This is a genomic window from Flavobacterium chilense, from assembly GCF_001602525.1.
GTDB classification, from domain to species: Bacteria; Bacteroidota; Bacteroidia; order Flavobacteriales; family Flavobacteriaceae; genus Flavobacterium; species Flavobacterium chilense.
In genome coordinates, this window is record NZ_LSYT01000015.1 from 39,858 (window position 1) to 62,935 (window position 23,078).

The window sequence follows — 23,078 nt, forward strand, 5'->3', positions numbered from 1 at the left end:
ATTAAATTTAAAGATTTGCAGTAAATATTATACGAATTTGATTGTTATAGGCTAAATTTGCATTATCCCTAACTTTTTACAAACAGAATGCTAAAAAAATACTTTAGAAAACTAGAAAGCATAATTGCTTTGGCTCAATCATTAATGACTCCAAAGCAGTTTATTTTTTTATCAAGTGTTTTAATCGGGATTTCATGTTCTCTGGCTGTAATCGTTCTAAAAACTTTTGCCCATAGTGTATTTTCGTTTGCCACTTATATCAACGGAATTTTAAAATTAAGTTTCATTAACAGTATCCTTCCAATTATTGGAATTGTACTGACTGTTTTTGTGGTTAAAAGGGTTTTAAACGGAAGTATCGAAAAAGGTACTTCGCAAATTTTATATGCGGTTGCCAAAAAAGCAAGTATAATTCCCAGAAAGCAAATGTATGCCCAAATTGTAACCAGTTCCTTAACAGTTGGCTTAGGAGGATCTGCCGGTCTTGAAAGCCCAATTGTAATTACAGGAGCAGCATTTGGATCTAATTTTGCCCAAAATTACAGATTACCTTATAAAGACAGGACCTTACTTATTGGCTGTGGTGTTGCGGCAGGAATTTCAGCTGCTTTTAACGCTCCAATAGCCGGAGTTCTATTTGCTATTGAAGTTTTACTGGTCGATGTGAGTATCTCTGCCTTTACACCCATCATGATTTCGGCGGCAACAGGTGCATTAGTTTCGGCAATTGTATTAGACGAAACTATTTTACTCTCTTTCAAAAAACAAGAAGTTTTTAACTTTCATAATATTCCGTTTTATGTCCTTTTAGGATTATTAACCGGTTTTATAGCCGTTTACTATGCAAGAAATTTTCAAAGAGTAGAACATTATTTTGCCAAACAAAAAATTGGTCCATACAAAAAAGCACTAATTGGTTCTTCTTGTCTGGCGTTACTTATTTTTATATTTCCTACTCTTTTTGGTGAAGGATATGAAAGCATTAAAACTTTATCTGAAACTGATCCGGGACAATTATTAGACAATACTTTATTTGCAGATTTCAGAAACAATCAATGGGTTTTATTATTGTTTGTTGGCTGTACCATGATGGTCAAAGTTTTTGCCTCGGGATTAACCATAGGAAGTGGAGGAAACGGAGGAAACTTTGCTCCTTCCTTATTTCTGGGATCTTACTTAGGATATTTTTTCTCTAAATTTATAAGTTTAATTGGACTATCAAAACTGCCTATAAGCAACTTTACAATGGTTGGAATGGCTGGTATCCTGAGCGGATTATTTCATGCTCCGCTTACTGCAATTTTCCTGATTGCTGAAATTACAGGAGGTTACGGACTAATGATTCCGCTTATGATTGTTTCTTCGATAAGCTTTGCCATTTCTAAACGTTTTGAAAAATATTCGCTTGACGTAAAAAATCTGGCTAAAAAAGGACATGCATTTACCAGTAATAAAGATTCTAATATCTTATCTACTTTAGATATTGATACTATTATTCAGTGTGATTATTTAACGGTACATCCAGAAGATCATTTAAGCAAATTAGTAGATCTTATATCACATTCAAATCAAGTAGTTTTTGCTGTAGTAAACAACGAAAAAGAATTAGTCGGGATAGTTCATTTTAATGATATACGCGAAATCATCTTTAATGCCTATCGTGTTAAGTACACTTTGATTAAAGATGTAATGAAAACGCCGCCCGCTATTATTACCTCTGTGGACAGCATGGAAATCGTAATGAGTAAATTTGAACAATCAAAATCAGCATTTCTTCCTGTTATCCGAAATGAAAAATACTACGGATTCATCTCCAAATCTATAGCCCTTGAAGCCTATAGAACCAAACTGCGTTCTATGACAATTGAATAAGCTTAATATCGGATGGACTTAAAATTTGTTTTATCCGATATTAAGAAGTACTTTTGTAGGATTATGTGGAATATAGACCTGACATACAGAGAAGAATTTCAATCAACTTTTGATCGATTGTACCAAAAAAGGCTTGATTTGCAAAACAGCAGACCATTGCCCAATATTGCTTTGCACAAAATTCGTGAAAGCTTATCTCTCGAATGGACCTACAATTCTAATAGTATCGAAGGTAATACTATGAGTTTACGCGAAACCCAAATGGTTATTCAGGAAGGAATTACTATAAAAGGAAAATCACTTAGGGAACACTTTGAAACCCATAATCACGACAAAGCAATTGATTATCTATATGCTATTGTTGATGAAAATTACAAACTGAGAAGTATTGACATTTTATCGATTCATGGTTTGGTATTACGCTCTATCGAAGATGATTTTGCAGGACGCATACGAAATGGTGGTGTTCGAATTTCAGGAGCTAATTTTATGCCTCCAAATGCCAATAAGGTTTCAGATTATCTGGATGAATTAATTGATTTTATCAATACAAATCCGTTAGGATTAAATGATATAGAACTGGCAACTATTTACCATCATAAATTAGTCTGGATTCATCCTTTCTTTGATGGAAATGGCCGTACAGTTCGTTTAAGCATGAATTTGTTATTGATGCGTTGTGGCTTTCCTCCTGCCATTATACTTAAAAATGACAGGAAAAAATATTATGAGGCGCTTAATCAGGCTAATAATGGCAATTATCAAAAACTCACGCTTTTGATGTGTCAGGCACTTGAGAGAACGCTAAACATATATTTAAACGCCATGCCCGGAAGCACTTATGATTACCAGCCAATAACAAATATTGTGAGTGAACCCGGAACTCCATATGGTCAGGAATATGTTAGTCTACTTGCCAGAACAGGAAAAATAGATGCTTACAAAGAAGGTCGAAACTGGTATACTACCAAAGAAGCCATCGAAGAATATATGGCCACCAGAAAAAGAAAACGCTAACTTAGGCTGGCGTTTTTTTGTTACTATTTGTAACATAAAGTTTTGCTATCGAGCACAAAAAGAACAAATCAAAGTGGTAACTTTGCGTTTTGCTCAAAATTATGTTAGAAAAAGACAATACTATTGAAGTTCTTGGTGCAAGAGTTCATAATCTAAAAAATATAGACATTTCAATTCCGCGTGAAAAACTGGTTGTTATTACCGGTTTATCAGGTTCAGGAAAATCGTCATTGGCATTTGACACTATTTATGCTGAAGGACAGCGTCGTTATGTAGAAACTTTCTCTGCTTATGCCAGACAGTTTCTTGGCGGATTAGAACGTCCTGATGTTGATAAAATCGACGGACTTTCGCCGGTAATTGCGATTGAACAAAAAACAACAAGTAAAAGTCCGCGTTCAACCGTAGGAACCATTACTGAAATATACGATTTCCTTCGACTTCTTTATGCTCGTGGTGCAGATGCTTACAGTTATAATACAGGCGAAAAAATGGTTTCGTATTCTGATGACCAGATTAAAGATTTGATTATTCAGAATTTTAACGGAAAGCGCATTAATATTCTCGCTCCGGTTATCAGGGCAAGAAAAGGACATTACGCCGAGTTATTTCAACAAATTACCAAACAGGGATTTCTTAAAGTTCGTGTAAATGGCGAAGTTCAGGATTTGGTTTCCGGAATGAAACTGGATCGTTACAAAACACACGATATCGAAATTGTCGTTGACAGAATGCTGATCGAAAATACCGAAGACAATCAAAAACGATTGGCAGAAAGCATCAATACAGCCATGCATCATGGTGAAAATGTATTAATGATTTTAGATCAGGACACGAATGAAGTACGTTATTTTAGTAGAAATTTAATGTGTCCGACAACAGGAATTTCTTATCAGAACCCGGAGCCGAATTTATTTTCATTTAACTCTCCTAAAGGAGCTTGTCCGCATTGTAACGGATTGGGAACTGTGCATGAAATCAATGTAAAAAAGATTATTCCAAATCCTAAACTATCAATTAAAAGTGGTGGTTTTGCTCCGCTTGGCGAATATAAATCATCCTGGATTTTTAAGCAACTGGAAGTCATTGGAGAAAAATTCGGATTTAAATTAACCGATCCAATCGAGAAGATTCCGGAAGAAGCCATGAATATGATTTTACATGGCGGAAAAGAAAAATTCACTGTAAATTCTAAAGATTTAGGTGTAACCCGAGATTATAAAATAGATTTTGAAGGAATTTCACATTTCATCAAAAATCAATATGATGAAAGCGCTTCAACAACTATAAAACGTTGGGCAAAAGATTTCATGGACGAAATTAACTGCCCGGTTTGTGAAGGTTCCCGTCTTAAAAAAGAAGCTCAGTTTTTCAGGGTTAACGATAAAAACATCACTGAATTATGCGATATGGACATCTCAGATCTGACAGCATGGTTTCAGGATTTAAATAATCATCTAACAGATAAACAACTTTTGATTGCATCAGAAGTTGTTAAAGAAATAAAAGATCGTTTGAACTTTTTGATGAATGTTGGTTTGAATTATCTGGCTTTAAGCCGAAGCTCAAAATCACTTTCGGGTGGTGAAGCACAGCGTATTCGTCTGGCAACACAAATTGGTTCACAATTGGTTGGTGTTTTATACATTCTGGATGAGCCAAGTATTGGTTTACACCAAAGAGATAATGAGAAACTGATTAAATCCCTGGAACAATTACGTGATATTGGAAACTCAGTTATCGTAGTAGAACACGATAAAGACATGATCGAAACTGCTGATTATGTAATTGATATTGGACCAAAAGCAGGAAAATATGGTGGAGAAATTATTAGCATTGGAACTCCGGCAGAAACCCTAAAATCAAATACGATTACCGCTCAATATCTGAACGGTAAAATGAAATTAGAAATTCCAAAAGAGAGAAGAAAAGGAAACGGTAAATTTTTAAAACTAACCGGAGCAACAGGAAATAACCTGAAAAATGTTTCGATCGAAATACCTTTAGGTCAGCTAATTTGTGTGACAGGAGTTTCTGGTAGCGGAAAATCGACTTTGATTAACGAAACGCTCTACCCTATCCTGAATGCTTATTATTTTAATGGTGTAAAAAAACCACAGCCTTATAAAAAAATCGAAGGTTTAGAACATATTGACAAAGTAATTGATATTGACCAAAGTCCGATTGGAAGAACACCACGTTCAAATCCCGCAACTTATACCGAAGTTTTTACCGAAATCAGAAACTTATTCACCATGACTTCTGAGAGTATGATTCGTGGTTATAAAGCCGGACGTTTTAGCTTTAACGTAAAAGGCGGTCGCTGTGAAACTTGTGAAGGCTCAGGAGTTAGAACTATCGAAATGAACTTTTTACCGGATGTATATGTAGAATGTGAAACTTGTCAGGGAAAACGTTTTAACAGAGAAACTTTAGAGATTCGATACAAAGGAAAATCTATTTCGGATGTACTGAATATGACTGTTGATGAAGCAGTTCCGTTCTTTGAGAACATTCCGAAGATTTATAGGAAAGTAAAAACAATTCAGGATGTTGGTTTAGGCTATATTACACTTGGACAACAAAGCACAACACTTTCGGGTGGTGAGGCGCAACGTATTAAACTTGCAGGAGAATTATCGAAAAAAGATACCGGAAATACTTTCTATATTCTGGATGAACCCACTACAGGTTTACACTTTGAAGATATTCGTGTGTTGATGGAAGTCATTAACAAACTGGTTGACAAAGGAAATACGATTCTGGTTATTGAGCATAATATGGATGTTATTAAACTTGCAGATTATATTATAGATATTGGTCCAGAAGGCGGAAAAGGCGGCGGACAACTAATCGCCAAAGGAACTCCGGAAGAAGTTGCAAAAAATAAAAAAAGCTATACAGCTAAGTTTTTGAAAAAAGAACTGGAATAAAATATTGTTATAAAATGGACGGATTAAAATCCGTCCATACAATATAAATGAAACCTTAAGCACTTTGTTATAAGCTGAAAAAGTTTTAAGCAAACGATCTATTTTCTAACAACAGATTTTTGATCTGTTGATCTTTGATCTGTTTTAAAATATAATTTCGAGAAAACAAATGACATTTCAACTCAATTGTTTAATCTATTGATAATGAATCCTCCATCAAAATCAATGTAGAATAAACGTTACATTTAAATTAATAAACCTTGATTTTTGTAACAATTCTCGAAAAAAGCACTAATTTAGTACGCCCTTTTTGTCAAAGCATTTGATTTTGGCAATTTTTTTATGGGTTAAAAACAAAATTTCAATTAAAAATAAATGTCCTAGCCCTGATGGGAGCGGCATCCTTTTGTGGCGGGGTTCGCCGCAAAAGATATAGCGGACAGCAGGAAATAGCTCCTTAATTTGACTACAGGTTAGGATGACAATTAAAAAAAAGACACAACTGAAATAACAATATAAATAATTAAAATACCTAAAATGAGATTAGAAGATTTTGATAATGATGAGGACAAAGTAATTCAGGATCGTTTAAAACAAAAAACGTGGAATGAAATTAGAACCAATGACAGCTGGGCAATTTTTAAAATTATGGCTGAGTTTGTAAACGGTTACGAAAGCATGGGACGCATTGGTCCATGTGTATCTATTTTTGGATCGGCGAGAACAAAGCCAGACGATAAATACTATTTACTGGCAGAAAAAATTGCATATAAAATCAGTAAAGCTGGTTACGGTGTGATCACAGGAGGTGGTCCCGGAATCATGGAAGCTGGTAATAAAGGTGCACATTTAGGTGGCGGAACTTCGGTTGGTTTAAACATCGAATTGCCATTTGAACAACACTTTAACCCTTATATTGATCACGATAAAAACCTGAATTTCGATTATTTCTTTGTGAGAAAAGTAATGTTCGTTAAATATTCGCAAGGTTTTGTGGTTATGCCTGGAGGATTTGGAACTCTTGATGAAATGTTTGAAGCGATCACATTAATCCAAACTAAGAAAATTGGAAAATTCCCAATTATTTTAGTTGGTGTTGAATTCTGGTCTGGATTGATCGAATGGGTAAAAACAGTTCTGGTAGAAAAAATGCATACCGTTAGCCCGGAAGATTTAAACTTATTTAAGATTGTAGATACTGAGGATGAAGTAGTTGATGTATTAGATAAATTCTATAAAAAATACGATTTAAGTCCAAATTTCTAAATATTTTTAAATCCTGATAAGTTCTGTAAATCCATTTAAAAATGATGTATAAAGCATTAAACTTGAATTCCCTCACCTAACTTATATGGTAAAAAGACATTAAATCTTACAAAAAATGAAAGCTGTTTTTTAAAACAGCTTTTTTTATGCTATTTTTACAGAAAAGCGAATCATTTTTATGCTCGAAAATTAAGATCAATTAATCATTTTTACGCCAATCATTGAGATCAATTTATAAAATCATTATCGTTGTTTTTGTTTTATTCAGTTCGGCAAAACAGTACGCACAACATCAGTCTAAGATGGAGGTTGCGGTTAATCTTGAGCTTAAAACGCTGAATGTAAAACAGGATATTACCTATTATAACACTTCAAACGATTCTTTGATTTCGATTGTTCTGAATGACTGGAACAATGCTTTTTCTGATAAAAATACTCCATTGGCAAGACGTTTTTCTGATGAATTTTATCGAGGTTTTCATTTGGCAAAAGCTGCCGAAAGAGGAAACACAACCATTTTAAGCCTGACTGACTCCGATTATGCGGCTCTGGAATGGCAAAGAACGGCTAAAAATCCGGATTATATTGTGGTTAAATTAAACCGAAAATTACGTCCGGGGGAAAAAATTGATTTGCATTTAACTTATATTTCTAAAATTCCGAGTGACAAATTTACTCATTATGGTTTTGACCAAAATGGCGGTATGAACCTCAAAAACTGGTTTTTAAGCCCTGCCCGTTTTGAGAATCATCGCTTTATGAAATACAACAATTTCAACCTCGATGATATTGCCAATGCCGGCACAGATTATGAAATTGAAATCAAAATCCCAAATCAATACAGTATTACTTCTGATTTGAATATAACATCAGAAGATATCACCAATACTTCTTTTAAAACCTTGTTTTTATCCGGAAAAAACAGAACCGATTTTAACTTGTTTATCGAGAAACAAAACAGTTTTAGAAGTTATGAAAATGGCTCATTAGAAGTACTTACAAATCTTAAAAATAAAAAAATAAGCGAAATACAAAAAGCTATTATCATCAACAGAGTTGTGAGCTTTGCTAATAGTTTTATTGGAAAATATCCGCATCAGAAAATAACGGTTTCACAAGTAGATTATGACCGAAATCCGTTTTATGGTTTAAATCAGCTGCCTTCGTTTATTAGCCCGTTTTCGGATGATTTTGTATTCGAAATTACGTTCTTGAAGACGTATCTGAACAATTATCTAAAAAACAGTTTGCACTTAGATCCCCGAAAAGACAATTGGGTTTATGACGGAATCCAGATTTATGCGATGATGCATTTTATGGAAGAAAATCATCTGGATCAAAAAATGCTGGGAAAACTTTCGGACATGAAACTTTTAAAAAGTTACAACATTACAAGTCTGACTTTTAATGAACAATACAGCTATTATTATATGCTGATGGCCCGAAAAAATCTCGATCAGCCTCTTGGTGACCCGAAAAATACCTTAATAAAATTCAACGAGCAAATTGCCAGTAAATATCGCGCAGGTTTAAGTTTGAGTTATTTAGATGATTATTTAAACCATAATATTGTTCCGGAGAGTATACAGGAATTTTATGACCTGAATAAAAGCAAACAAACAAATCGATATGATCTTGAAAAAATCCTGATAAAAAATAGTCCTAAAAATATCAATTGGTTTTTTAAAACGATTATAGAATCCAGAGATATTATCGATTATAAATTTACAAATGTTTCCAGAACCAAAGACAGTGTACAGTTCTCTATAAAAAACAAAACAGGCATTTATGCTCCGATTCCGGTTTACGGAATTAAGAAAAATGAAGTTGTATTTAAAGAATGGATCGAACCTAAAAAAGCTGATTCAGTTTATGAATTTGACCGAAAAAATGCTGATAAAATAGTATTGAACTATGACAATGAGGTTCCGGAATATAACCAAAGAAACAACTGGAAATCATTAAAAAGCCTGGTCATTACCAATCGTCCGATAAAATTTAATTTTGCCAAAGATCTGGAAGATCCGTATTACAATCAGATTTTATATATTCCAACATTAACCTACAACTTATATGATGGTTTTACGCCCGGAATACGTTTTCACAATAAAACGATTCTGGACAAACCTTTTACATTTGACATTACTCCTGCTTATTCGCTTAATGCCCGAACAATTTCCGGTTCATCTGTTTTTTCATGGAGTGAGTATTATCGCAATAGCACACTTTACAACGTACGCTATTCTATTAGCCAAAACTATTTTCACTACGCACCGGATGCCACTTATCTAAGACTGAATCCGATGGTGCAGTTTAGAATTCGTGAAGAAAATTTCAGGGACAACAGAAAACAATTAATTATGTTTCGTCAGGTTATTGTAAATCGTGAAGCAAGTCAGTATATTACTGATAATTCGAAACCAAATTATTCGATTTTTAATGCACGCTACATGAATACTAAAACAGAATTAATTGACCATTTTAACTTTATGACAGATGTTCAGTTTTCGGGAAATTTTGGAAAATTGGCCGCAGAAGTCGAATACAGACGTTTGTTTGAAAACAATCATAAGTTAAATTTAAGAGTATACGCCGGAAGCTTTTTGTACAACACAACAAATTCAGATTATTTTAGTTTTGGTTTAGACAGACCAACTGATTATATGTTTGACTATAACTTTTATGGAAGATCTGAAAGTAGCGGATTTTTTAGTCAGCAGTTCATTATGGCCGAAGGAGGATTTAAGTCTAAAATAGAGCCATCCTACGCCAATCAATGGATGACAACACTGAACGCCAGTTATTCTATCTGGAACTGGATTGAAGTTTATGGTGATGTTGGTTTCATGAAAAACAAACACCAGAGTGACAATTTTGTTTACGATAGTGGTATCCGGTTAAATCTGGTTCCGGATTATTTTGAGCTTTATTTTCCGGTTTATTCTAATAATGGCTGGGAGGTTTCTCAAAATAAATATGATGAAAAAATACGTTTTGTAATGACTTTGTCTCCAAAAACATTAGTCAATCTTTTCACCAGAAAATGGTTTTAATTGAATAAATTTTAAACAAAAACATGCATAATTATCACAAAAATCATTTTTTTAGTGTAAATAACATAAATAAAACACCTGATTTTTTGAGTTTAAATACAAATAATTAAATTATATTTATTTTAAAGAATTATGATTATTGATTGTTTTTAAGTAATTTCGCAGTCTAAACATGTCCCTACAAGATTATGATAAAAGAAAAAAACAATACTACATTAACATTTGAAGATTTCAAAACTGAGGTATTGAACGACTACAGAATTGCAGTTATCAGCCGCGAATGTAGTCTTTTAGGTCGTAAGGAAGTATTAACAGGAAAAGCCAAATTTGGAATTTTTGGTGACGGAAAAGAAGTGCCACAGCTTGCTATGGCAAAAGCCTTTAAAAACGGAGATTTCCGTTCCGGATATTATCGCGATCAAACTTTTATGATGGCTATAGGCGAACTAACTCCAAAACAATTTTTCGCTGGTTTATACGGTCATACTGATTTAGATTTTGATCCAATGTCTGCCGGAAGACAAATGGGCGGACACTTTGTAACGCACAGTTTAAACGAAGACGGTTCCTGGAAAGATCTTACCAAACAAAAAAATTCAAGCTCAGATATATCGCCTACTGCAGGACAAATGCCAAGATTATTGGGATTGGCGCAGGCTTCTAAAATTTACAGAAACGTTGACGGAATTACCATTAAAGACAAATTCTCTGTAAACGGTAACGAAGTAGCATGGGGAACTATTGGAAACGCAAGTACATCTGAAGGTTTATTTTTTGAAACCATCAATGCTGCAGGAGTTTTACAAGTACCAATGGTAATGAGTGTGTGGGATGATGAATACGGAATTTCTGTTCATGCAAAACATCAGACTACTAAAGAAAATATTTCTGAAATTCTAAAAGGATACCAACGCGACGAAGACTCAAAAGGGTATGAAATTTTTAGAGTTAAAGGCTGGGATTATGCCGAGTTGGTTTCTACTTACGAAAGAGCCGGAGCTATTGCCCGCGAAGAACATATTCCTGTTTTAATTCATGTAAACGAATTAACACAACCTCAGGGTCACTCTACTTCAGGCTCACACGAACGTTACAAAAGCAGTGAAAGACTTGCCTGGGAAAGAGATTTTGATTGTATCCGTCAGATGCGTTTATGGATGATCGCCATCAATATTGCATCTCCTGAAGAACTTTCAGAACTTGATTTTGAATTGAAAAAAGAAGTCCTGGAAGCTAAAAAAGAGGCCTGGAATTCTTTTATCAACCCAATTATTGAAGATCAAAAAAATCTGTTGGCTTTATTGGAGCAAATTGCCGAAGCAAGCATCAACCATAAAGACAGAATCAGAAAATATATTTCAGAATTAAGTGCTATTAAGGCACCATTGAAAAAAGAAATACTGGTTTACGCCAGAAAAATATTGCGCTTTATTGAAGTTCCAAATAGTAAAGTTCTGTTATCTCAATGGATCACAAACTTTATTGCTGTAACACAACCAAAATTCAGCAGTAACCTGCATTCAGATTCAGATCAAAATGTATTTTCAGTAAAAAAGGTATTTCCTGAATATGCTGATAATGCAAAAGCTGATTTAGACGGACGTATGATTTTACGTGACAACTTTGATGCTTTATTTTCTAAATATCCTGAAACTTTAATTTTTGGTGAGGATGTTGGAAACATTGGTGATGTAAACCAAGGTTTAGAAGGTATGCAGGAAAAATACGGAGAACTTCGTGTTGCCGATGTTGGAATTCGTGAAGCTACTATTCTTGGACAAGGAATTGGAATGGCTTTAAGAGGTTTACGTCCAATTGCTGAAATTCAATATTTAGATTATTTACTATATGCCATCCAGATCATGAGTGATGATTTGGCAACTTTACAATACAGAACTGTAGGAAAACAAAAAGCACCATTAATCATCAGAACCCGCGGACACCGTTTAGAAGGTATCTGGCATTCTGGTTCTCCTATGGGAATGATTATTAATGCGATTCGCGGAATTCATGTTTTAGTTCCAAGAGACATGACACAAGCTGCCGGATTCTACAATACTCTTTTAGAATGTGATGAGCCTGCATTAGTAATCGAATGTTTAAATGGCTACCGTTTAAAAGAAAAAACACCTTTGAATTTTGGAGAATTCAAAACACCAATTGGTGTAGTTGAAACACTAAAAGAAGGTTCAGATATTACATTAGTTTCTTACGGATCAACATTGAGACTCGTACAGCAAGCTGCAACTGAGTTGTTAGATTTAGGCATTGATTGTGAAGTAATCGATATTCAGTCTTTACTTCCGTTTGACATCAATAAAGATATTGTAAAAAGTATTGCTAAAACAAACCGTTTGTTGGTAATTGATGAGGATGTTCCTGGTGGAGCTTCGGCTTTTATTTTACAGCAAATTCTGGAAGAACAAGACGCTTATCGTTATTTAGACAGCAAACCTCAGACTCTTGCCGCAAAAGCACACAGACCTGCTTACGGAACTGATGGTGATTATTTCTCTAAACCTTCTGCCGAAGATATTTTCGAAAAGGTTTACAGCATGATGAATGAAGTTAATCCTTCTAAATTCCCTGGTTTATACTAAGATTTTAGAATTTTAGATAAAAGAAAAGCTCCAAAATTATTGGAGCTTTTTTATTTTATACACAAAGTAACCATGCAGTTTGTCATTTCTCCTTCGTCGAAATGAAAAGATTGTGGATAATGCTCAAATCAATTATCAATTATCAATTATCAATTATCAATTATCAATTAATTAAATATCCTTCAGCATAATTCTAGCCTTCTCTAAATCTTCAGCAGTATCAATTCCAATTCCAACATGAGTTGTTTCAACCATTTTAATGCGTTTTCCAAACTCTAAATATCGTAATTGCTCCAGTTTCTCAGAAGCTTCTAAAGACTTCATTGGAAGGCTGTAAAAGTCTAATAACGCCTGTTTTCTAAAAGCATAAATCCCGATATGCTGAAAATAACGCACACCAACATCCTTATCTCTTGGATACGGAATAACAGAACGGGAAAAATACAATGCAAACTCCGATTGATCTACCACTACTTTTACATTATTAGGATTATTGATTTCATCTTCGTTTGTAATCTCACGCATTAGCGAAGCCAAATCAATCTTTTTATCTGTATCATTTTTAAATACTGACAAAACCTGTTCTAAAGGTCCGGCTTCTGTAAAAGGCTCGTCGCCTTGTACATTTACCACAATATCAACATCAAGATTAGCAACAGCTTCAGCAATTCGGTCGCTTCCGGATTCATGTTCTTTAATACTCATAATCGCTTTTCCGCCATGATTTACGATTTCATCAAATATCAAATCAGAATCTGTTACTACAAAAACATCATCGAATAATTGGGTCGAAACTGCAGCTTCATACGTTCTTAAAATTACTGTTTTGCCTCCCAAATCCTGCATTAATTTTGCAGGAAAACGTGTTGAGGCATATCGTGCCGGAATTACCGCTATTATTTTCATTTTAAATCTATATTTTAAGTAAAACAAATGTAGCTAATCAAAATTGAGATAAAAAACATAATTGTAATAGATAGTTACAAAACTGATTGACAACAATTTAAAAAATGCATTATATTTATCAGAAAAAATACCATGAAAAAACCTTCAATTCTGATCCTGCTTTTATTGAATTTAGTCATTTGTAATTCGGCTTTAAGCCAAAAAACCGATCCTAAAACAATGAATGCTTTTTCGAATAGAATTTTTGATGGAAAAGAGTATCAGCCACTTTCAGGCCTAAAATGGAAGTTTAAAACAGACGGAAAAATTTTCTCTTCTCCAATTGTTAAAAATGGAATGGTTTACATTGGCAGCGAAGATGGCTTTCTATATGCTATTGATGAAAAATCAGGAAATTTAAAATGGAATTTCAAAACGAACGGTGCAATTCATAGTTCTCCTGCTATTTTTGAAAACATGATTTATTTCGGAAGTTTCGATGGCAATTATTACGCTGTAAATACTGAAAATGGAAAACTTATCTGGAAATTTAAAACCGGAGGTGAACACTGGCTGGGAGAAACAGGAATGTGGGGCATGAAGCCGGAAACGCAATACATGGAGGATCTTTGGGATTTTTATTTATCGTCGCCTGTGGTGTATCAGAATAAAAATACTGCATCTGTTTTGTTTGGAAGCAGTGACGGAAATGTTTATTCGCTGGATGCAAAAACCGGAAGTTTAAAATGGAAATTTAAAACAAATGAACCTGTTCACGGAACTCCTGTAATCGATCAGAACAAAATTTATATTGGCGGCTGGGATGCGACTTTGTATGCATTAAACGCCGAAACAGGTAAAGCAATATGGCATTTTGCTACAGGAACTAAAATGGGTTTTAAAGGAATTCAATCATCAGTTGCTGTTGCAGGTGACAAAGTTTATTTTGGAGCACGGGAACCTTTCTTTTTTGCTTTAGATAAAGAAACAGGGAAACTGATTTGGAAATACGATGCCGAAAATTCCTGGATTTTGAGCTCAGCAGTAATTAAAGATAATACAGTGTATGTTGGAACTTCTGATACTTATGCTTTACTCGCTCTGGATGCTAAAACCGGTGCTGAAAAATACAGACTTAAAGTTAATGGTTATGTTTACACTTCGCCGGCAATAGCAGGAAACACGATTTATTTTGGAGATTTTACGGGTAATTTCTTTAGTCTGGATTTACTTTCTAATGGTAAAAAATCAAATTTTGTAAGTACCGAAAACCGCAAACAATTCGCAGCTTCTACTTTAAAAAATGATCTTTTAGATTTTGGATATGCGGCTCAAAATCTAGATTTGTCTGTTTATGACAACAACAAAAAGGTAATGGATAAGTTTTATCAATTAGGACCAATTGTTTCGTCGCCTTTTATCAGTAACAACACGATTTATTTTGGAAGTGCTGATGGTTATCTGTATGCTTACAACCTGCAGAAAGCTCAATAAATACAATATACTTTGCGAATCTCTGTGAAATTTTCGTGATTCTCTGTTGAAGAATTATTACACAAAGTTGCGCTAAAATTTCAAAGAGATTCGCAAAGATTTATAAAGCTATATTACATAATTTTTACTGAGGTCATACTCAAAGAACCAGCCAATAACTTATCATTGAACAAACTCAGTTCTTCTGATTTTTCCTTTAAGCCTAAAGTATACAACAAAGGCAAATAATGATCCGGAGTTGGAATCGCCAATTGAATCGCTTTATTCATTTTTTCAAAGTCTATTAAAGGCTGAAAATTACCATCGAGCAAATAATGATTAATGGTTTCGCGGGCTTCAATTGCCCAGTCGTAACCGTAATTGTCTTTATCAAAATTTCTAAAATCGACCAAACGCAGGTTATGAACAATATTTCCGCTTCCGATAATTAAAACACCTTTATGACGCAGGGATTGTAATTTCTGAGCCAGCTCAAAATGATATTGCCCCGATTTGGTATAATCAATACTCAACTGAATTACAGGAACATTTGCTTCCGGATATAAGTGCTTGATTACGCTCCAGGCGCCGTGATCTAATCCCCAGTGTTCATCTAAATCGATCTGAACAGGATCTAATAGTTTTTGAGTTTCTACCGCCAGTTCCGGACTTCCTTTTACAGGGTATTGTACATCAAAAAGCGCTTGCGGAAAACCTCCAAAATCATGAATCGTTCTTGGCATTTCCATCGAAGTTACTTTGGTTCCCTTTGTAAACCAGTGTGCCGAAATGCACAAAATAGCATTGGGCTGTGGTAATGTTTTTGCCAGATTACGAAAACCGGTTACAAACTGATTTTCTTCAATAGCATTCATTGGGCTGCCGTGTCCTAAAAATAAAACCGGCATTTTATCTGTATTCGAAAACGTAGACGAAATCGAATGTAAGTCGTTTAGTGTTGTCATTTTTTCGTATTTAAAACAGTAAAATTTTCCGCCACGAATTCACGAATTTATTTTTTAAAATCTATACGCAAAGTATTTGAATTAATTCGTGGCTATCAAAAAAACTATTCCTCAAAACTCTCGTCCTTAAATCCTATCAAATATAACTTATTTTTAGCTCGTGTCATAGCAGTATAAAGCCATCTGATATAATCACGATCAATTCCGTTTGGCAAATAAGGCTGCTCAATAAAAACTGTGTCCCACTGCCCTCCCTGCGATTTATGACAGGTAATAGCGTAAGAGAATTTTACCTGCAATCCGTTAAAATACTCATTCTCTTTGACCTTTTGAAACTTCTTATATTTTGTACTTTCACTTTCATAATCTTTCATCACTTCTTCATACAAACGATTTGATTCTTCGTAGGTTAACGATGGAGATTCACTTTTAATCGTATCTAAAATCAGTACAGTTTCAAAAGGTTTCTGATTGGGATAATCGACCATTCTGATTTTTACTTTCGCAAAATTGAATCCGTATAATTCCTTGATTCCAAAAAGTTCAAGCACTTCAATAATGTCACCGTTGGCAATAAACCCGGCTTCGTCTGTTTCTTTCAGCCAGAAGTAATTATTCTTAACGACCATTAAAAAATCACCAGCCGAAAGTTCACTTTCCTTAAACAGAATTCTGGTTCTGATCTGTTCATTGTACTGATTGGCTCTTTTATTTGAACGTACAATAAATGCGGTATCCTCGATACTGTAATTACTATAGGCAGAATTTATTGCATCCTGAATATCATAACCATCTGTTAAACGAACAATATCTTTAAATTTGCGGACATTGAATCTAAACTCTGTTATAAAACTTTCTTTCAGCAATTCACGTAATTCGGTTGCATTGTATAAAATCCCTGAACTTTCTTCCTGACGCATCACCTCATCCAGTTCGATATGCTCAATCTCTTTATCATAATGAACACCTAAAGTCTGAATATCAAGCGCCGGACTTATATCTAAATTTACCGGTGGCAACTGAGCTGTGTCTCCCAGTAAAATCATTTTGCAATTAACTCCGGAATAAACATAATTAATCAGATCGTCGAGAAGCGAACCACTGTCTAAAGTACTATCTGAAATCATCGAAGCCTCATCGACTATAAAAATGGTATTTTTATGTTTATTAACCTGTTTGGTAAAAGCAACTCCTCCTCCAGCCGATTTTTTAGGAAAATATATTTTTTTATGAATGGTAAATGCAGCTGTATTGGAGTAATTAGAAATAACTTTTGCAGCACGTCCGGTTGGGGCAAGCAAAACAAACTTTTTATTAATGTCGCCTAAATTGTTTACAATCGTCGAAATAACAGTCGTTTTTCCTGTTCCGGCATATCCTTTCAGCACAAAAATGGTATCATTATGTGTATCTGTTAGGAAAATGGCGATTTTCTGAAAAAAAATATCCTGTTTATATGTAGGTGCAAATGGAAATCGTTTTTGCAAAACGCTGTAAAACAATGCTGAAGTCATAGGGTAAAATTGAATCACAAAGTTCGGCTTTTTAAATGGTAATGTCAAATTTCAAGAATCAATGACAATGGCAAGAATCAATACAGTGACAAAAGCAATCTTCAATAATTTAAACCATATCAGTAATGTAAGTATATTTAAGCTTTGCTTCGAATTTTTATATCATATGAATTTATGGAGATTAAATCGTTTATAAAAAACAATGATAATACTTTGGTAACCTTGTTTTAATATTATTTTTTGATATTGCATCGATTTTTGATATCGAAATTGATTTTTGATATTGAAAATTGTTCCTTTTTAATTTGTAAGTTTGTGGTCGCCTTAAATTCTTTCTTGAAAATCAGGTAACGAATTGTAAATCAACATGTCATTACAAAATACTAACATCACTTCAAAAAATTACAAAAAGCTTTCCATTCAGGTTTCACTGACCGGATTGTCGTTTTGTTGTTTTGATACTTTAAATAACACGATAACTTCTCTAAAAGAAATTCATTTTGAAACTTTTCATAAAGCAACCAAAATCGAAGAATTATTTGGAGATGCTTTTAGGGATAATCCCGAGTTAAGAGATACTTACGACGAAATTTTAGTGATTCATAATAACAATCTTTCGACTTTTGTACCAACAGCTTTATTCGACGAAAATTTCCTGGGCAGCTATTTACAATACAATACAAAAGTTTTTGAAACTGATTTTTTTGCTTACGATCAGATTTCCAATTATCAGATGAATGCGGTTTACATTCCGTATGTTAACATCAATAATTTCTTTATTGACCAGTTTGGCGCTTTCGATTACAAGCACGCCAACAGTATTTTGGTCGAAAAAATTCTGGAAGGTTCTAAAAACAATGACGAAAAGAAAATGGTCGTTAACTTTAACTTTGGTCATTTTGAAATCATTGTGGTACAAAATCAAAAATTGTTGTTGTTTAATTCTTTTGAATATCAGACACCGGAAGATTTTATTTACTATTTGCTTTTTACAGCCGAACAATTAAGTTTAAATCCTGAAAGTTTTCATCTTGAACTTTTAGGCATAATAGACCAAAACGATCCATTTTATGCCATTGCGTATAAATACATTCGACATATTTCATTTTTGGATGTAAGCACTTTACAACAAAGAAACAGCTTTTCAACTGCGCAAAATCAAAAACATTATATCTTATTTCAATCATGAGAATTATTTCAGGAAAATACAAAGGACGCCGAATTTTTCCGCCAAAAAACCTTCCTGTAAGACCTACGACTGACATGAGCAAAGAAGCATTGTTTAATGTTTTGAATAATCATTTTAGTTTTGATAGCTTAAAGGTTTTGGACTTATTTTCGGGAACAGGAAATATTAGTTTTGAATTCGCTTCACGCGGAAGTGCTCCAATCACATCTGTTGATGGTGATTTTGGATGTGTAAAATTCATTAAACAGGTTTCATCAGAATATGATTTTGATATCGCTGCAACTAAAAGTGATGTTTATAAATTTCTTGAAAATTGTAAAACCTCTTACGATATTATTTTTGCCGATCCGCCATACGGATTTGATCAGGCGGCTTTTGAGAAAATTGTAGTAACGGTTTTCGAAAAAGAACTATTGCACGAAGACGGAATGATGATCATCGAGCATTCTAAATACACGAAAATGAATCATTTGAGTAATTTTTCTTTTCAGAAAAGTTATGGAGGTTCTTTTTTTAGTTTCTTCGAATTAAACTCGACTGATGATGACGAAGAACTTCCGGGTGATTCGGCTATAAAAGTTACAGAAGAAGACGAAGGGTAATTTTCGTTTTCAATTCATATCATACCAAGCAAAGCCGGAATTTTTAAACATTCCGGCTTTGTGCTTAAATGAATCATAATTTACAGCTTTTATTATCTAACCCGATCTGAATTCTCTTCTATACTTTTTCCTTTAAATGCTGTTTCTTTCACTTTCCCAAAAGAATATTTAACCGAAATAGAAATTTCATGTTCATCAACCAGATACCTTGCTTTTGAACTGACATTGTTGATTGTAAATACTTCTTCTTCGTCAATATTTTTAAATACATTATTAAAATTCAGGGCAAAATTCCAATTTTTAAAAAAAGTTTTAGAAACTGCCATGTCTACAATTCCTCTTGCGTTTCTTTCAAAAACTCCCTTATTTTGTTTTGTAACACCTCTTAAAACTACTACCATTGTATATCCTTTTGGAAGTTTAAATTCATTATTAAAATAATAATACAAATACGGTTTTGAAGAAAGAAATACTGCCGAAGCATCTTTTATTCTCTCTGAAACAAATACCAAAGAATTAGTTATTGTCCAGAACTTATATGTAAAAGGCATCTCAAGATCAAGAGTTACACCGGATTCTTTGTCAAAATTTATGTCTTTAAAAGTCATAATATTCTGTTCCTTATCAAAAAAGAAACTATTATAAACCGGATTTTTATTTTGATAATAACTCACTTTCACTGATTTGTTATTGTACTGAAAAGTCGAAGAGATTTCATCAATAAATGTTGGACCTAAATTGATATTACTTACATAAATAAAGTACGGATTTATATAAATGGCAACATTACTTAAGGAGGAATAATCAGGACGTGAAATACTTTTTGAATAATTGAGACTAATATTTTTTGTGCTGTCAATTGCCATAGAAAGCTGCATTTTCGGAAAAACATTCGTATAATTTTTACCAACCAAAGCCGAAGAATCTGTTCTGTATTTTCCGTTGACATTTGTATTTTCAACTCTAAGTCCGGCAGAAAAATTGATCTTTTTAATTTTTCCGGAAAACTGAGTGTAAGCTCCTAAATTTTCTTCTTTAAAATCATAATCCAAAGCCGTACTTTTATTTTCCTCAAAATCAAAAATATCTGTATCTGACTTGGATTTTGCTGTTGAATAAAGTCCGCCGTATTCTAATTTTATTTCATTTTTGAACTTTTTTTCCAGATCAATTCTTCCTGAAAACACATCAACATTAAACTTTTGGTTTCGGTTTTGTGCCAGATCAAATTCTGTTTCGTTATACTTATTTTTCACTAAAGTCTCCAAAGTCCGTTGAAGATTCGAATATTGGAAACCTGCAAAAAGCTGTGTATTAATTGCTTTTATATTCTTTGAATAATTGAGAAATGAGTTTACAAAATTCTTTTTACTCTTATTATCGCTCCAGGTTAAAACCGTATTTTCAGCATCTTGATTTTTGTTGTATGTAGCGGTATAAATGGGAAATGTTTCGCTTCGAAGTCTGGAATTAACATTAAACGAAAAATAATCATCTTCATTTATCTTATAGAACAAACCACCGCCAAAAACATATTGTTTTCGTTTGGTATTAGCCATAACATCATATTGAGATGCAATATTTGCATTTTCAATTTGATAATCGATACTGTGCCTTTCCCACGGATTAAGTGCATTATGATTAAAGTTAGCATTCCATTCTAGTTTATTCTTTTTAAAACTGGAATTAAATCCGATGTAATTGTTGTAATTTTTCTTAAAAGAAGCGACTTCAGAAATTTCGGTTCTAAAACTGTCTTTTTTACTAAACTTTTTGGTGATTAAAATAACAGACCGCCCTTCGGCTTCATATTTCGAAGATGGATTCTGAATGATTTCAATCGTTTTAATATCGGCTACAGCCAAAGCATTCAGGTCATTAATCCCCACTTTCTGATTATCTATATAAATTAAAGGATTTCCTCTGCCCACAACCGAAATACTTTCTTTATCAGCACTAACCTGAACAGTTGGCAATTTTGCCAGTAAATCGACTGTATTGGGAATTGAGCTATAAACAGAATTGGCAACATCTACTTTTATGTTTCCGTTTGTATTGGTAAACGTTTTCTTGTTTTGAGCAACTACAACTTCATTTAATGAATGAGAAAGACTGTCTTTGGGTGTTTCGTTTTGTGCATATCCAATTAAAGAAAGCAAAAACAAAAAGAGAATTAAAAAAAGTTTCACTAGCAAATTAAGGTTCATTTTGGTTCGATTTTAGATTGTAATCATGCAAAAATGCTTCTAAAAAAGTGTTGTGAAAGTTAATTGAAGGTTAATGCGGCGTTAATGTGTTTATTGTCTCATAAAAGCATTATTTTTGAAAAGCTTTATTTACTTTATGAAACAAAGAATCAATTTATTAATAGGCTTTTCTGTGATTGCTTTGATTGTTTTATCAACGGTTCAATGCTATTTGGTTAAAACTACTTATGACTATAAAGTAGCTCAGTTTCATACCGAAATCAAGAACAAAATTGCTCAAATCACTAACAATTACAGCGATATTGACTCTGTACTTGTTTCTAAAAAAGAAGAACTTTACAAGCAATTATCACAAAACTATATTCAGGGAAAAAATACCAAATCTGAGGTTAAAAACTATATTCTGGAAAATGAATATAATGATGTCTTAACACAAAAAATTCAGCGTAAGCTAAAAAGAGATTTACCCAACTTACAAATAGATTTTGCTATTGTACTCAATAAATTTATACTGTATCAAAACAAAATAAAAGCAGATACCATTTTCTCTGAAAAGCCTTTTATCAAAAACAAATTATACGGAAATCTGTCTTCTATAAATCAGGCTTTTTTGGTTCGAAATTATGTCAGGACCATGAACGGAATAACTGAAAATCACGAATATAAATTATTGACCGAAGATTCAATGTACGTTTCGGTTATCGATTGGGAAATGATTATTTTAAAGCGAATGACTTTTATTCTGATCTTGTCTTTGCTGTCGATCGTTACCATAATCAGTCTTTTTATAATTGCGATAAAAGCATTAATTAAACAGAAAAAAGTAAGCGATGTTAAAACCGATTTCATCAACAATATTACACACGAACTCAAAACACCCTTGGCTACTTTAGGGATTTCGACTAAAATTTTAGAACAGAAAAACATTCGTGACAACGATGAAAATTTCAATAACATTGTCAGTACCATTTCACGTCAGAACAATCGTCTTCAAAATCTAATTGATCAGGTTATGATCAATTCTTTGGCAGAAAATGAACTTGAATTACAAAAGGAAAAAATTGAAACAGAAGATTTTCTGCTTTCGATTGTAAACGATTTCAGGATCACGTTTCCAAATATTACAATTAAAACTGATTTTCAAACTCAAAATACAAGTCTGATTCTGGATAAATTTCATTTAACCACTGCGCTTGTAAACGTACTTGAAAATGCCGTGAAATATGGTTCAAAAATTATTACGATAAAAACCAAAACTGCCGAAAAACAATTCTCGATAAGTATTGAAGATGACGGAATTGGAATTGAAAAAAGCAAACAATCGCTACTTTTCGAAAAATTTTATCGTGTAGAACAAGGAAATCTTCACAATACAAAAGGTCTTGGTTTAGGACTTTATTATGTTGATCAGATTATAAAAGCGCATCAGGGTTCTATTGCTGTTATGAGCGATTTAGGAAAAGGTGCTGTGTTTACCATAATGTTTAAAATTTAATTTATTC

The 23,078-nt window shown here is 33.4% G+C and carries 14 protein-coding genes; 10 read left to right on the forward strand and 4 right to left on the reverse strand.

The window, feature by feature from the left end; all coding sequences use genetic code 11:
• The first annotated feature begins 87 nt into the window (after window positions 1-87).
• The 6 genes from A4F88_RS24260 (at window position 88) to A4F88_RS24285 (ending at window position 12,741) form a co-directional block, all read left to right on the forward strand.
• Window positions 88-1,872 carry a chloride channel protein gene (locus tag A4F88_RS24260; RefSeq protein WP_068845650.1) on the forward strand — a complete coding sequence of 595 codons (1,785 nt, stop codon included), beginning with the start codon at window positions 88-90 and terminating at the stop codon, window positions 1,870-1,872.
• Between the two features lie 63 nt (window positions 1,873-1,935).
• The gene (locus tag A4F88_RS24265) at window positions 1,936-2,889 is read left to right on the forward strand and encodes a Fic family protein (protein ID WP_068845652.1); all 954 of its coding nucleotides are present in this window, start codon (window positions 1,936-1,938) and stop codon (window positions 2,887-2,889) included.
• Window positions 2,890-2,990: 101 nt separating this feature from the next.
• Window positions 2,991-5,822, forward strand: coding sequence for an excinuclease ABC subunit UvrA (gene uvrA / locus A4F88_RS24270; protein ID WP_068845658.1), 2,832 nt, complete (start codon window positions 2,991-2,993; stop codon window positions 5,820-5,822).
• 537 nt (window positions 5,823-6,359) lie between these two features.
• Window positions 6,360-7,088: an LOG family protein gene (locus A4F88_RS24275; protein WP_068845660.1), complete on the forward strand. Its 729-nt coding sequence runs from the start codon at window positions 6,360-6,362 to the stop codon at window positions 7,086-7,088.
• Between the two features lie 302 nt (window positions 7,089-7,390).
• Window positions 7,391-10,141, forward strand: coding sequence for a gluzincin family metallopeptidase (locus tag A4F88_RS24280; RefSeq protein WP_068845723.1), 2,751 nt, complete (start codon window positions 7,391-7,393; stop codon window positions 10,139-10,141).
• Window positions 10,142-10,329: 188 nt separating this feature from the next.
• Window positions 10,330-12,741, forward strand: coding sequence for an alpha-ketoacid dehydrogenase subunit alpha/beta (locus tag A4F88_RS24285; protein ID WP_068845662.1), 2,412 nt, complete (start codon window positions 10,330-10,332; stop codon window positions 12,739-12,741).
• Between the two features lie 171 nt (window positions 12,742-12,912).
• Here A4F88_RS24285 and kdsB read toward each other — a convergent pair whose 3' ends face one another.
• Window positions 12,913-13,647, reverse strand: coding sequence for a 3-deoxy-manno-octulosonate cytidylyltransferase (gene kdsB, locus A4F88_RS24290; RefSeq protein WP_068845664.1), 735 nt, complete (start codon window positions 13,645-13,647; stop codon window positions 12,913-12,915).
• 132 nt (window positions 13,648-13,779) lie between these two features.
• On the opposite strand from kdsB, the gene A4F88_RS24295 reads away from it, so the two are divergent.
• Window positions 13,780-15,120: an outer membrane protein assembly factor BamB family protein gene (locus A4F88_RS24295; RefSeq protein WP_068845666.1), complete on the forward strand. Its 1,341-nt coding sequence runs from the start codon at window positions 13,780-13,782 to the stop codon at window positions 15,118-15,120.
• Window positions 15,121-15,233: 113 nt separating this feature from the next.
• Here A4F88_RS24295 and ygiD read toward each other — a convergent pair whose 3' ends face one another.
• Together ygiD and A4F88_RS24305 are read right to left on the reverse strand one after the other, a co-directional pair.
• Window positions 15,234-16,064: a 4,5-DOPA-extradiol-dioxygenase gene (gene ygiD / locus A4F88_RS24300; RefSeq protein ID WP_068845667.1), complete on the reverse strand. Its 831-nt coding sequence runs from the start codon at window positions 16,062-16,064 to the stop codon at window positions 15,234-15,236.
• 104 nt (window positions 16,065-16,168) lie between these two features.
• Entirely contained in the window at window positions 16,169-17,578 is a 1,410-nt protein-coding gene (locus tag A4F88_RS24305) for an ATP-dependent DNA helicase (RefSeq protein ID WP_068845668.1), read from the reverse strand.
• Window positions 17,579-17,945: 367 nt separating this feature from the next.
• Here A4F88_RS24305 and A4F88_RS24310 point away from each other — a divergent pair, with 367 nt between their 5' ends.
• Both A4F88_RS24310 and A4F88_RS24315 read left to right on the forward strand, forming a co-directional pair.
• Window positions 17,946-18,767: a DUF3822 family protein gene (locus A4F88_RS24310; RefSeq protein ID WP_068845669.1), complete on the forward strand. Its 822-nt coding sequence runs from the start codon at window positions 17,946-17,948 to the stop codon at window positions 18,765-18,767.
• Window positions 18,764-19,369 carry an RsmD family RNA methyltransferase gene (locus tag A4F88_RS24315; RefSeq protein WP_068845670.1) on the forward strand — a complete coding sequence of 202 codons (606 nt, stop codon included), beginning with the start codon at window positions 18,764-18,766 and terminating at the stop codon, window positions 19,367-19,369. The genes A4F88_RS24310 and A4F88_RS24315 overlap by 4 nt, the downstream gene beginning before the upstream one ends.
• Window positions 19,370-19,461: 92 nt before the next feature.
• Here the strand turns inward: A4F88_RS24315 and A4F88_RS24320 are convergent, their stop codons facing one another.
• Window positions 19,462-21,576: an outer membrane beta-barrel family protein gene (locus A4F88_RS24320; protein ID WP_068845672.1), complete on the reverse strand. Its 2,115-nt coding sequence runs from the start codon at window positions 21,574-21,576 to the stop codon at window positions 19,462-19,464.
• A 136-nt stretch (window positions 21,577-21,712) separates the two neighbouring features.
• On the opposite strand from A4F88_RS24320, the gene A4F88_RS24325 reads away from it, so the two are divergent.
• The gene (locus tag A4F88_RS24325) at window positions 21,713-23,071 is read left to right on the forward strand and encodes a sensor histidine kinase (RefSeq protein ID WP_068845674.1); all 1,359 of its coding nucleotides are present in this window, start codon (window positions 21,713-21,715) and stop codon (window positions 23,069-23,071) included.
• The last annotated feature ends 7 nt before the right edge of the window (window positions 23,072-23,078 follow it).